Origin of the sequence: Staphylococcus sp. 2S1 (genome assembly GCF_046721335.1) — a bacterium.
GTDB lineage: Bacteria > Bacillota > Bacilli > Staphylococcales > Staphylococcaceae > Staphylococcus > Staphylococcus equorum_A.
In genome coordinates, this window is record NZ_JBEUUJ010000003.1 from 1,148,200 (window position 1) to 1,161,171 (window position 12,972).

At 29.7% G+C, this 12,972-nt stretch carries 11 protein-coding genes and 4 pseudogenes; all 15 read left to right on the forward strand.

Translation table 11 applies throughout. The annotated features are described in order from the left end of the window. Nucleotides 1–336: 336 nt before the first annotated feature. The gene (locus ABLV90_RS06010; RefSeq protein WP_460872331.1) at nucleotides 337–1,206 is read left to right on the forward strand and encodes a lipopolysaccharide biosynthesis protein; all 870 of its coding nucleotides are present in this window, start codon (nucleotides 337–339) and stop codon (nucleotides 1,204–1,206) included. Between the two features lie 147 nt (nucleotides 1,207–1,353). Next, on the forward strand, nucleotides 1,354–2,574 hold the full coding sequence (locus ABLV90_RS06015; protein ID WP_460872332.1) for an O-antigen polymerase: 1,221 nt from the start codon (nucleotides 1,354–1,356) through the stop codon (nucleotides 2,572–2,574). Between the two features lie 34 nt (nucleotides 2,575–2,608). Beyond that, nucleotides 2,609–3,612: pseudogene (locus tag ABLV90_RS06020) on the forward strand (NAD-dependent epimerase). A 17-nt stretch (nucleotides 3,613–3,629) separates the two neighbouring features. Beyond that, complete coding sequence (locus tag ABLV90_RS06025) at nucleotides 3,630–4,904, forward strand: nucleotide sugar dehydrogenase (RefSeq protein ID WP_460872333.1); 1,275 nt, start codon at nucleotides 3,630–3,632, stop codon at nucleotides 4,902–4,904. Nucleotide 4,905: 1 nt separating this feature from the next. Next, nucleotides 4,906–5,121, forward strand: coding sequence for a hypothetical protein (locus ABLV90_RS06030; RefSeq protein ID WP_427707463.1), 216 nt, complete (start codon nucleotides 4,906–4,908; stop codon nucleotides 5,119–5,121). Between the two features lie 166 nt (nucleotides 5,122–5,287). Continuing rightward, nucleotides 5,288–6,073: a glycosyltransferase family 4 protein gene (locus tag ABLV90_RS06035; protein WP_460872334.1), complete on the forward strand. Its 786-nt coding sequence runs from the start codon at nucleotides 5,288–5,290 to the stop codon at nucleotides 6,071–6,073. Continuing rightward, nucleotides 6,066–6,599, forward strand: coding sequence for an acyltransferase (locus tag ABLV90_RS06040; RefSeq protein ID WP_460872335.1), 534 nt, complete (start codon nucleotides 6,066–6,068; stop codon nucleotides 6,597–6,599). The genes ABLV90_RS06035 and ABLV90_RS06040 overlap by 8 nt, the downstream gene beginning before the upstream one ends. A 16-nt stretch (nucleotides 6,600–6,615) precedes the next feature. After that, complete coding sequence (locus ABLV90_RS06045) at nucleotides 6,616–7,758, forward strand: glycosyltransferase family 4 protein (RefSeq protein WP_460872336.1); 1,143 nt, start codon at nucleotides 6,616–6,618, stop codon at nucleotides 7,756–7,758. Further along, nucleotides 7,758–8,316, forward strand: a pseudogene (locus tag ABLV90_RS06050) (sugar transferase). Before ABLV90_RS06045 ends, ABLV90_RS06050 begins: the two are co-directional and overlap by 1 nt. Next, entirely contained in the window at nucleotides 8,316–9,182 is an 867-nt protein-coding gene (locus tag ABLV90_RS06055; protein WP_427707474.1) for an NAD-dependent epimerase/dehydratase family protein, read from the forward strand. The pseudogene ABLV90_RS06050 and the gene ABLV90_RS06055 overlap by 1 nt, the downstream one beginning before the upstream one ends. 26 nt (nucleotides 9,183–9,208) lie before the next feature. After that, nucleotides 9,209–10,143: pseudogene (locus ABLV90_RS06060) on the forward strand (LCP family protein). A gap of 167 nt (nucleotides 10,144–10,310) precedes the next feature. Then, a complete protein-coding gene (locus tag ABLV90_RS06065) occupies nucleotides 10,311–11,015 on the forward strand; it encodes a CoA transferase subunit A (RefSeq protein ID WP_460872337.1) in 705 nt (234 codons plus the stop codon). Next, nucleotides 11,008–11,657 (forward strand): annotated as a pseudogene (locus ABLV90_RS06070) (3-oxoacid CoA-transferase subunit B). Before ABLV90_RS06065 ends, ABLV90_RS06070 begins: the two are co-directional and overlap by 8 nt. 9 nt (nucleotides 11,658–11,666) lie before the next feature. Further along, nucleotides 11,667–12,443 (forward strand): 3-hydroxybutyrate dehydrogenase, encoded by a 777-nt coding sequence (locus ABLV90_RS06075; protein WP_460872338.1) that lies wholly within the window; start codon nucleotides 11,667–11,669, stop codon nucleotides 12,441–12,443. A gap of 108 nt (nucleotides 12,444–12,551) precedes the next feature. Further along, nucleotides 12,552–12,971 (forward strand): hypothetical protein, encoded by a 420-nt coding sequence (locus tag ABLV90_RS06080; protein ID WP_427707484.1) that lies wholly within the window; start codon nucleotides 12,552–12,554, stop codon nucleotides 12,969–12,971. Nucleotide 12,972 lies beyond the last annotated feature (1 nt).

Below are 12,972 nucleotides of genomic sequence, written 5' to 3' on the forward strand. Positions count from 1 at the left end.
TAATTCAAAATTTTTCATATGTATTACTAGCAAATATAATTAGTGCTATTTCTAAATTCATTTTAATAATAGTAATAACAAAAATTCTAACTATTGAGGAATTAGGACAATACACATTAGCATTAGCCATTACGGCACCTATCGCTTTACTATTTAATATGAAGATGAGAGCTTATATTATTTCAAGTGATAATATTAACTTTTTAACATTTAAAAAATTAAGAAATATATCAAACGTTTTCTCAATCATGTCAATTATCATAATTTCTCTATTATTATATAAAGATAGCTTCTGGATTATGCTATTAGTTTTAATAATTAAAATTTTAGATATGAATGGAGAATTCTATCAAGGTTGGCCAAATAAAGAGAAGTTGTATAAAAAACCAAGCACAATTAATGATACTAAGGGTTTTGGGAAGTACTATCTTATTTATAGTAATTGCTACTATTACTCGAAGTCTGTTTTGGTCTTTATATTCTCAAGTCTTTTTTCAATTTTTATTTTTGATAATTGAAAAAAATAAGAACTTACAAATTACTAATGTTAAAATTGAAAAAGTTGGGATAACTAAAGTTAAATTGTTATTTTTAACAATTTTCCCTTTAGGAGTAGCACAATTTTTAATGAGCTTTGCATCATCAATACCAAAATTGTCGCTAGATTATTCTGTAAACGTAGAAATGGTAGGTATATTCTCCGCGATTACTTATTTAATTACAGTAATGAATTTATTTATGAATTCTTTGAACCAAGCATTGTTACCTTATATGAAAAAAATTTTTATTGAAAAGAGAAATTTGTTTTTTAGAACAATTAATATGTATTCACTTATTTTTAGTGTGTTTATAGGCGCGCTCTTCTTTGTTTTCACAACAATATTTGGTGAATATCTATTGACTCTTTTATACAATGAAACTTTTGGAAAATACAATTATTTATTACAATTATGCTCAATTATTTTAATATTTAATATATCAGGGTGGATGTATGATTCAGCACTATTAATAACTAATCGGTTAAAATTCCAACCAGTATACTTGACTATTTCAACTTTAATAACGTTAATTGTAGGAGTAGAGATAGTCCCTAGATATCAGTTGTTAGGAGCATGTATAACTTTAATAGTGTTTCAATTTATAAACACTCTGCTTAAAGCTTTATACTTTAATTTCAAGTTTAAAAAAATAATAAAGGAGGGGTAAAAGATTAGATACGCATATATAATTTTATCAATCATTTCACTTGTTGTAACTATATACATAAAGGATAACGTTACAGCTATAGGTTATGAAAATCTATATTTTTTACCGCTTTTATATACATTCATTATGTTAATTAGATGCATTTGGTTGCCAAAAGGAATCATATTAGTAATTATAGATTCAATCTATTTTTTGAAATTAGTTTTGTCGAATTTTCTAATAGTCAATTCAGGTTGGTACGGTGGTAGAGCTATTACTCCTCCTTTATTAGGAAGTTTAAGATATTCAATTACCATTACATGTTTAGAATTTATATTTGTGAATATATTCTATATTTTATTAGTAAGAAATAGAGACATAAGTTTCACCAATAATAATTTAAATTTATCTATACAACATAATAAAAATAAAGATTTAGTTTATATTGGGTACATATTTGTAAGTATATTGTTAGCTTTTTTCATAAGAGATAATATAAGTGTTTTAGGGATAGGTGTAAAAGACACACCTATCACAGAGAGTGATGATAATATGTTAAGGACATTATTTAGCATAGCAGTTTACATCGCTAAATATTTTGTGATTGGGTATGTAACACGCTATTACTATTTAAAGCACTCAAATAATTCTGGGAATATATTTTTATTTTATAATTTTATATTTGTACTTTTAATAAACATGATTTTTATTGGTCAAAATAGGATGGACGCACTTTTACCAATTATTTCTTCATTTATTTTATTGAATTACTTATATGGTAAAAAAATGCATTTTTATAATATTATAATGTTCATACTAGCTTTTTTTGCAATTTATTTTATATCAATTATGCGAGGTACATTCGATTATAGTATAACTGATGATACAAAATCATTAATTACAGATTATTTACAGATTTATTTGGGTGGAATTTATAATGTAGCTCTTAGTCTTGAAATAGGTCAATATAGTAATGTTAATAATTTATTGATTCTCTCATACGATTTAATAAGACCATTTTTAGGCTTGAATTTTCTTTGGCGCTCAGACACAATCCTTATGAGTTCAGATTTATTTAATTATCGAATTTTTGGAGATTCTTCTAAGGTAACTCAAATTATTCCTCTAATTGGGCAATTTTTCTTAGCTTTTGGTTGGTTAGGTGTTATTATATCAACTTTTATAGTGAATTTTTTAATATTTATATTTCTGAAAATATTAAAAAATAGTTATATAATAGAAAGTATAATAATCATACCTATAATTATTAGATTATGTATTACTTTCTTTCAAAATATAAGCATTTTCATAAATGAATTATCATCAATTATTATTATTTTCTTAATATTGAAATTAGTGACTTATTCTATAGGAACATCTAAAAAATAAGTTTATTATAATATTAAAAGGGAGGCAATTTAGTTTGAAAATTTTAATTACAGGTACTGCAGGATTTATCGGATCTCATTTAGCGAAAAAATTAATTGTACAAGGGCACGAAGTTATAGGTGTAGATAGCATTAATGACTATTACTCAGTGACATTAAAAGAAGATCGTTTAGCTTCAATTGGTAATGATAATTTTACTTTTTATAAAACCAAGTTAGAAAATTATGAAGAATTAACAAAAATATTCACAGATGAACAACCAGAGGTTGTAGTCAATTTAGCAACGACAGGTCTGGTGTTAGATATAGTATAGAAAATCCAAGAGCTTATATTGATTCTAATATTGTAGGTTTTATGAACATATTAGAATGTAGTAGGCATTTTAATGTGGAAAATCTAATTTATGCTTCTTCAAGCTCAGTCTATGGAGCAAATACCTCAAAACCATTTAGCACCTCAGATAATATTGACCATCCATTAAGTTTATATGCAGCAACTAAAAAATCTAATGAGTTAATGGCACATACGTATAGCCATTTATATAATTTACCAACAACGGGATTAAGATTTTTCACTGTCTATGGTCCATGGGGAAGACCTGATATGGCGCTTTTTAAATTTACAGATTCCATTGTTAAAGATAAAACTATTGATGTTTATAATCACGGAAAAATGATGCGTGATTTCACATATGTAGATGACATCGTTGAAGCAATAAGTCGCTTAGTCAAAAAAACAGCTTCACCAAATCCAGAATGGACAGGGGAAAGTCCGGATCCTGGGTCATCTTACGCACCATATAAAGTTTATAACATAGGTAATAATAGTCCTGTTAGATTAATGGAATTTGTTGAAGCAATAGAAAATAAACTTGGCAAAGAAGCTAAAAAGAACTTTATGGATTTACAACCAGGAGACGTACCAGAAACATACGCAAATGTAGATGATTTATTTAGAGACATTAACTTTAAACCAGAAACAACTATACAAGATGGCGTGAATAAATTTGTTGATTGGTATTTAGAATATTATAAATAAAATTAGGAGATGTTATTATGGGAAGAAATATAGCAGTTGTCGGTTTGGGGTATGTGGGATTACCCGTTGCAGTTACATTTGGAAATAAACACAAAGTAATTGGCTTTGATATTAATGAAGAAAGAATTCAAGAATTGAAAAATGGATACGATAGAACAAATGAAGTGACTTCTGAAAATTTAGGGGAAACTAGTATAGATTTCACCTCTGATTCAAATGATTTAAAAAAAGCGGATTTTATTATTGTTGCAGTACCAACACCTATTGATAAAAATAATAAACCTGATTTAACACCATTGATCAAAGCAAGTGAAACAGTGGGGAAAGTAATTTCGAAAGACACAATAATTGTGTATGAATCTACAGTATATCCAGGGGCTACAGAAGAGGATTGTGTACCAGTATTAGAAAGTCATTCAGGTTTAACATGTGGTGAAGACTTTTTTGTAGGTTATTCTCCCGAAAGAATTAATCCAGGAGATAAAGTACACACGTTTGAAACAATAACGAAAGTCGTATCAGGTCAAACACCTGAAGTTTTAGATATCGTAGCCGATGTGTATAGTTCAGTAGTAACAGCCGGTGTTCATAAAGCTTCGTCAATTAAAGTAGCAGAAGCAACAAAAGTTATTGAAAACACACAACGTGACGTTAATATTGCTTTAATGAATGAATTAGCAATTATTTTTGAAAAACTTAATATTGATACAAATGAAGTGTTAAAAGCTTCAGGAACTAAATGGAATTTCTTGAATTTTAAACCAGGATTGGTAGGCGGACACTGTATAGGAGTAGACCCTTATTACCTAACTCATAAAGCACAAGAAGTTGGGCACCATCCTGAAGTCATCTTAGCAGGTAGAAGAATAAATGATAATATGTCAAAACATATCGCATCTACGATTATAAAAGAAATGTTAAAACAAGGATTAGAAGTACAAGGTGCTACAATAAATGTGCTTGGCCTAACATTCAAAGAAAATTGTCCTGATCTTAGAAACACGAAAGTTATTCATATTGTAGAAGAACTTAAAGATTATGGTCTGAATGTAAATGTGAACGATGTAGAAGCCGATGGAAGTGAAGCAGAAAAATTATTTGGTTTTAATTTGCAAAGTAAACAAGAGTTAACTAAAGCGGATGCTTTATTATTTGCTGTTCCACATAAAGAATATTTAGATAATAAAAAAGAATATTTGAATTTAGTAAAAGATGAGGGTGTTGTTTTTGATATTAAAGGAAATATCAATAAATCAGAATTAGAATACTACCAAAAGTTATGGAGACTTTAAAATGAAGTTATTATGGGCACATGATCATAAATTTTTCTATTATGATGAAAAATATTATTCGAAAGTACAATTTTCAAGTGATTTTTGGGAAAGATATTTAGATGTTTTTGAAGAAATTAATGTAATTTCTAGGTTATATAAATTTGAAAATGAAGATATTGATAACTTGAATTATTTTAATATTTCTTCAAAAAAAATGTTAACTTTCATTCATTGAATTATAGTAACAATGCGTTGAACTTTATTAAAGACCACAAGTTTTTAAAAAAAGTTAAATGTTTAGTTAGTCAAAATGATAAAATTATAGTTCGAATGCCCAGTACAATAGGCTTGATAGTAGGTAGAGAAGCACTAAAACAAAAAAAGCTTTAGCTGTAGAATTAGTGGGAGACCCTTGGGAAGCTTATACAAGTTTAAATAGTTTTAAAGGAAATATTTATGCACCAATAATATATATGTACACTAAATTAATTGTGAAAAATGCTATACAAGTTTTATATGTAACTGAAAGAAAATTGCAAAATAGATATCCTAATAAAGGTGTGAATAATGTTAATGCTTCTAATGTAAATATTGAAGTAACTATAGATAGAGAAATTAGAAAAGAGTTCACTGAAAAAGAAAACTATAAAATAGGGTTGATAGGATTTTTATCAGGATATAAAGGCATAGATATAGCTATAAAAGCACTTCATAATTTAAATAAATCAAAAACTCATAAGTATTTTCTTTCGATTTTAGGTACAGGAGATAAAGAGAAATATTACAGGTTAGCAGAAAAATTTGAAGTAATGGATTACATTGAAATTAAAACTTTGCCGGCGGGAGATCCTGTCATAAATTGGTTGGACACTTTAGATATATATATCCAACCTAGTAAAACAGAAGGCTTACCAAGGGGATTAATTGAAGCGATGAGCAGAGCCTTACCTGCTATTGGTACTAATGCTGGAGGTATTCCTGAACTAATAGAAGATAAATATATAATTAATAAAGGTGATTTTAAAAAATTATCTTATTTAATAGAAAAAACATTATCAAACAAAAAAATATATAATACAACTTCTGCTAAGAATTTTGAAAAAGCCAAGGAATACGATAATTCAATTTTAAAAAATAAAAGATATGAATTTTATAAAAAATTAAAGGAAGGTGACATAAATGAATAGAATTTTTAATCAATTGAGATTTAATTTGCCTTTTTCACTTTTATCTTCATTAACTTCATTTTTACCTGATAATAGATATAGTATTAAAATAAGAGGTAAAATTTTGAAACCTTTTATACATAAATGTGGAAAAAATTTTCAAATTGGAAGAGATGTCACAATATTAAATTCTAACAATATTGAAATAGGGGATAATGTTTATATTGCTAAAGGTACATGGCTTAATGCAAAAGGAGGATTAAAAATTGGAGATGAAGTTTTAATTTCTCCTTATGTAATAATCAGTACTATGCAACACACATTTAAAAATAATTCAGCTAGGTTTGCTAAATCAATAGAGGGAAACGTAATTATTGGCAGAGGAAGTCGGTTGGCTTCACACGTTCACATTAAGCAAGGGGTTCAAATTGGAAAGGGATGTTTAATTGCGCCTAATTCATCTGTAATAAAAAATGTAGAAGATTTCAGTATATCTGGAGGCATCCCCGCCAAACATATAAAAACCAATGAGAACAGTAATTACTAAATAAAGGAGTTAATTGATGAAGAAAAACAAGATATTTCATTTAGTTACAGTTTCGAAAAGTATCCCATTAATGAAGGGGCAAATTGAATTTTTACGTGATCAAGGGTTGGATGTTCATATTGTTTCAGATGATGGTAAAGAACTGAGGAGTTATGAAAAAGAAATTTCTCATAATATTCCTATGAAACGAGAAATTTCTTTTCTAAATGATATTAAATCTTTAATAAAGATGGTTAAACTTTTTTATAAAGAAAAACCATATATTGTAAATTCAGGGACACCTAAAGCTGGATTAATAGGAACTTTGGTCGCTTTCATAACTAGAAGACCAGTTAGAATATATACAGTAAGAGGATTGAGGCTAGAAACAGTAAGCGGTTTAAAATATAAAATATTATACGCAATGGAAAAAATTGCAATGTTATGTGCGACTGACATAATTGCAATATCAGAGAGTCTTAAAGAAAAAATAGTAGTATCAAATCTAGCAAACGAAAATAAAATTAAAGTTTTAGGTTATGGAAGTTCAAATGGTATACAATTAGAAAACTTTACATTGACAGATAATGAAATAAACCAAACATATAAAAATCAATTGGCTGACAATTTTGTTATTGGCTATGTGGGTAGAATTGTTAAAGATAAAGGAATCCAAGAATTGATTGAAGCATTTAAAAAAGTATTGAAAAAATCTTATAACGTTAAACTAATGGTAATTGGTAGCATAGAAAAAGGAAATGCAATTAGAGAGAAAGATTATTGGTTTTTAAAAAACAATCCTAACGTTTTACTTATTGAACATGTTTCTAATCCGGTTTCGTATTATAACAATATGGATTTATTTGTATTTCCAACACACAGAGAGGGTTTTGGAAACGTAAGTATAGAAGCGCAAGCACTTGAAGTACCAGTTATTACTACAAATGTAACAGGGGCAATTGACACTGTTATAGATGAAGAAACTGGTTTTATAGTTGAAAAAGGGAATGTAGAAGCTATCGTAAATAAAATTGAAAAATTAATTAATAATGAACAATTAAGAAGAACATTAGGAGAAAACGGTAGAATTAACGTGGAAAATAAATTTTCTAATGAAATTATATGGAATGATATGAAAAAAATGTATGATAATTTTCTTGATAAAGGGGGAGGGTATTAATGAAGAGAATTTTCGATATATTTAGCTCGACCTATGCAATTATTATATTTTCTCCAATACTTCTTTTGGTATCAGTAGCTATTAAAATAGAGTCAAAAGGGCCAATTGTGTTTAAACAAGATCGTCCGGGTATAAAAAACAAATTATTTAAAATTTATAAGTTTAGATCTATGAGACAAGATACACCTAATGTAGCTACTGATAAATTAGATCCTTCAAATTATATAACTAAAACTGGAAAATTCATCAGAAGAACTTCCTTAGATGAGTTACCACAGTTATTTAATATTGTAAAAGGCGATATGGCTGTAGTTGGTCCAAGACCAGACTTTATATAATCAATATGAACTCATTGAAAAAAGAACAAATGTTAACGTTCATTTAGTTAAACCAGGCTTAACAGGTTTAGCTCAAGTCATGGGAAGAGACGATAATTCAGATGATCAAAAAGTTTTATACGATAAGTTTTATATAGAAAATCAATCTTTCAAGTTAGACATGTATATACTTTATAAAACTATCAAAAACACTATTTCTTCGGAAGGGATAAGTCATTAATGAGAAAAAATGTATTAATAACAGGTTCAAATGGCTTTGTCGGAAATGAACTACAATTATTTTTAGAAGAAAATGGTTGTAATGTTTTTAGAATAAGTTTGAAAAATAATGATTGGAAATTTCAATCGTTAAGTAAATTCGATGTAGTTATTCATTTAGCCGCTTTAGTTCATAACAATACACCTAACGCAAAAATGGTGGATTATATGAATATAAATTATCATTTAACAAAACAATTGGCTGAAAAAGCTAAAAATGATGGCGTTTCACAATTTATATTTTTAAGCACTATGAGTGTTTATGGGCTGAATGGTTCTTTAACAGAAAATGTTCAAATTAATCAAAGTACACCGTATAAACCAAATACAGCATATGGTTCTTCTAAATTGTTAGCAGAACAAGCGATCCAATTATTAATCGACAGAAACTATGTGGTGAATATTGTAAGACCACCTATGATTTTTGGGAAAGATGGACCTGGAAATTTTGCGAAATTAATAAAAGTAGCAAAATTGAACCCTATATTTCCTAAAATTAATAATGAAAGAAGTGTCATACATATAGATAATTTATGTATACATCTTTTAGGATTAATGAATAATCCAAAATCTGCAATCACTCATCCACAAAATGAAGAATTTATGAATACTAACTCAGCTTTAAAATTGATTAGAAAATACTCTGAAAAGAAAATTAAGATTATAGAAGTACCTGTGCCTATGGTAATTAGGAATATTTTAGGAAAAATAAATATATTTAATAAAATTTACGGTAATTTAACTTATTCTAAAAGCATTGATGAAAGATATGTAAATACCAGTCAATACAAATCATTTGAACAGTCTGTACAAGAAACCATTAATTAACACTTTACACGACAGGGAGTAATGTAATGAGAAAAAAGAAAAAATCATTAACTAAGAAAATTGTCGTTACGGTGATTATTGTGTTGGCAATCTTAGTTATTCTTGTAGTCGCTTTTATTTTTTATAAATTATTTTCATTAAACAACTCTATCAATAATCCACTAGATAGAGAACATTCAGTATTGAGAGATAAGTCAAGAGAGAAAGGCGATCCAATTTCAATTGTTCTCTTTGGTATCGATGATGATGAAGTCAGAAAGCAAGAAAATGGTGGACAAAGATCAGATTCTATTGTGTTACTGTCTATAAATCCTGAAGACAAGAAAACAGAAATGATTAGTGTACCTAGAGACACGCATGCTGAAATTGTCGGAAAAGATACTGAAGAAAAGATTAATCATGCATATGCATACGGTGGTCCAGATATGGCAGTGAAGTCAGTGGAAAAATTGATGGACGTACCTATCGACCATTATGCTTCAATCAATATGGATGGTGTTTCTACGCTTATAGATGAAATTAATGGCGTAGATGTCGTTAGTAATGGTGATTTTAAAGTTAGAGATTATGTTTTTGAAAAAGGTAAAAAACATCACATGGATGGTGAAGAAGCTTTAGCCTTTATGCGCAGTAGAAAGGAAGCAGTGCAGGTGGTGACGAAGGAAGACAAGCACGTCAACAACTCGTTATAGAAGCGGTTGCTAACAAATCTCTTAAACCAAGTTCTATCCCTAAAATTAATACAATCTTTGATGCTGTAGAAGATAACGTACAAATTAATTTGAGTTTAACTGAACTTAATGACATTAGATCTGATTATCAATCAGCACAAGAGACTGTAAATCGTCATACATTAAAAGGTGAAAATACAATGGGTGATGATGGACTTTATTATTTCTATCCAGGAGATAATGAAAAAATAATTAAGGATTATAAAGATAATCTGAAATTAGATAAGTAAAATGTATTTTTAAATTAAGCTACCACTATTTTGATAATAAATAGTGGTTTTTTTATTATTAAAATTAATGTAACCGCAAACATAAATAAAAGACTTCACTAGCAGTTTCAAGTATAATCGTTTTTAGTACTAGGTATTAAAACAATAGATAGAAATGAGGTTTATTTATGTCGAAAGTAATTAAGGATATACATACAGCATTCGATGGACTAGAGGATGGCATGACTGTGCTTGTCGGTGGATTTGGGTTATGTGGCATACCAGAACATGCTATCGAAGCAATCCGTACGAAGGGTACGAAAGCTTTAACAGTAGTAAGTAATAACTGTGGTGTAGATGATTTTGGCTTAGGCCGTTTATTAGAGAAAAAACAAATTGATAAAATGATTAGTTCCTACGTGGGTGAAAATAAAATATTTGAACAACAATTAATTAATGGTGAATTAGATGTAGAATTAACACCACAAGGTACATTAGCTGAGAAATTACGCTCAGGTGGCGCGGGTATACCTGCTTTTTATACGAAAACAGGTGTAGGTACGTTAATCGCTGAAGGTAAAGAAACGCGTGAATTTGATGGTGAAACGTATGTGATGGAACGTGCGATTAAAGGTGATTTTGGTATTGTAAAAGCGCAAAAAGCAGATACTTTTGGCAATTTAGTTTTTGAAAAAACTGCGCGTAATTTCAATCCCTTATGTGCGATGGTCGCCACAACGACTGTCGTTGAAGTTGAAGAATTAGTTGAAGTTGGAGAAATTGATCCGGATGAAGTACATATGTCAGGCGTTTACGTCGACTTTATTTATTTAGGAGAGCATTTTGAAAAACGCATTGAGAAACGTACAGTGAAGGAGGCTAATCATGGATAAACAATTACAGCGTAAGAAGATTATTCAACGTGCTCGCACAAGAGATTAAAAGCGATATGGTAATTAATTTAGGTATCGGTATGCCTACGCTTGTGGCTAATGAAATCAATGACCATGTAGAGAATGTCTTTTTCCAATCTGAAAATGGATTGTTAGGTATCGGACCTTACCCAACAGACGAAGAAGTGGATCCAGACTTAATCAATGCAGGTAAAGAAACGGTGACTGTCGCGAAAGGTGCGTCGTATTTTGATAATGCGGAATCCTTTGCCATGATTCGTGGCGGACATATCGATTTAGCAATCCTTGGAGGCATGGAAGTCTCACAAACAGGAGATTTAGCTAATTACATGATTCCAGGTAAATTAGTTAAAGGTATGGGTGGCGCGATGGATTTAGTCGTCGGTGCACAAAAGGTCGTCGTAATTATGGATCACATGAATAAACATGGTGAGCCTAAGATTAAAGCACAATGTGAATTACCACTCACAGGTGCTCGGCGTCGTTAACACATTAATTACAGATTTAGCAGTATTTCAATTTGAAAACGGAGTGATGAAGCTTGTTGAATTGCAAGATGATGTTAATTTGGAAGACGTTGAAGCCAATACAGGAGCACAATTTGAAAATCATTTGAAGTAGGTGTGGAGAATGGTCAAAGATAAAGTAGTCATAATTACAGGTGCGGCAAGTGGCATCGGTTTAGGGATTGCGAGAGTGTTTTTAGAAAATGGTGCTAAAGTCGTGTTAGCTGATTTGAATAATGAAAAGTTGGCTCTAGAAACGCATGATTTGAAAGACCAAGGTTACGATTGCATGCCAGTTCAAGTAGATGTCACTGATGAAGCAACAGTTAAGTATATGGTAGATGTAACTATAGCAAAGTATGGTCGTTTAGACATTTTATTTAATAACGCAGGCTTACAACATGTTGAAAGTATCGAATCATTCCCTACTGACAAGTTCAGACAAATGATTGATATCATGTTAACTGGCAGTTTTATTGGTACAAAATATGCATTGCCGATTATGAAAGAACAACAATTTGGTCGTATTTTAAATATGGCTTCAATTAATGGTGTGATTGGTTTTGCCGGAAAAGCAGCGTATAACAGCGCGAAACATGGCATTATCGGTTTAACAAAAGTCTCAGCTTTGGAAACGGCAACGGAGGGCATTACAGTCAATGCGATTTGTCCTGGTTACATAGATACGCCACTCGTACGTAATCAAATGGCAGATTTAGCTAAAGATAGAGGCGTCGAGGTAGAGCAAGTATTAGAAGACGTGTTATATCCGTTGATTCCACAAAAACGTTTATTAGATATTAAAGATATCGCAGAATATGCATTATTCTTGTGTAGCGACAGCGCTAAAAGTGTCACGGGACAAGCTATTTTAATAGACGGTGGTTATACTGTTCAATAATTAATTAAATATAAAAAGTATTTAATCTTAATTCAGTGATAATTTTCAATGAAAATATGTTACGTTATAAATAACATAATATATTGATGACTTGAGGGTGAAATACTGATGAAAGGTCCAGACGCAAATGATACAAGTTGGGTATCTATTATTTTGACCATTGCTTGTCTTGCAATGTCAGAAATACTAGAAAATAGTTTGTATAATAAAATACTCACTGCCGTTACGATTTTAATACTGATTTTTATTGTAATTCGCAGATTGAAAGTGACTTTATATGATATACAAACACAAGATGACAATATAAACACGTTTATTAGTGTGAAAGCGGACTATTGGATTTTATACATTAAAGATATGATTGGTTATGGACTAATGGCGGCAATCTTTTTTGACTTTTTATTTATCAAAAATAGTTTGGCGTGGCTTATATTATTGATAATCGTCATTTTATTTGGACTCTTAATACTATTTGAGAATAAATTTGAAAAGAAAACCGACATTATTGAAACAAATGATGCGGAATAGA

Coding starts and splice junctions, on each gene's coding strand:
- ABLV90_RS06010 (WP_460872331.1), top strand. CDS start 337: ATGGAGAATTCTATCAAGGTTGGCCAAATAAAGAGAAGTTGTATAAAA.
- ABLV90_RS06025 (WP_460872333.1), top strand. CDS start 3,630: ATGGGAAGAAATATAGCAGTTGTCGGTTTGGGGTATGTGGGATTACCC.
- ABLV90_RS06030 (WP_427707463.1), top strand. CDS start 4,906: ATGAAGTTATTATGGGCACATGATCATAAATTTTTCTATTATGATGAA.
- ABLV90_RS06040 (WP_460872335.1), top strand. CDS start 6,066: ATGAATAGAATTTTTAATCAATTGAGATTTAATTTGCCTTTTTCACTT.
- ABLV90_RS06045 (WP_460872336.1), top strand. CDS start 6,616: ATGAAGAAAAACAAGATATTTCATTTAGTTACAGTTTCGAAAAGTATC.
- ABLV90_RS06055 (WP_427707474.1), top strand. CDS start 8,316: ATGAGAAAAAATGTATTAATAACAGGTTCAAATGGCTTTGTCGGAAAT.
- ABLV90_RS06065 (WP_460872337.1), top strand. CDS start 10,311: ATGTCGAAAGTAATTAAGGATATACATACAGCATTCGATGGACTAGAG.
- ABLV90_RS06075 (WP_460872338.1), top strand. CDS start 11,667: ATGGTCAAAGATAAAGTAGTCATAATTACAGGTGCGGCAAGTGGCATC.
- ABLV90_RS06080 (WP_427707484.1), top strand. CDS start 12,552: ATGAAAGGTCCAGACGCAAATGATACAAGTTGGGTATCTATTATTTTG.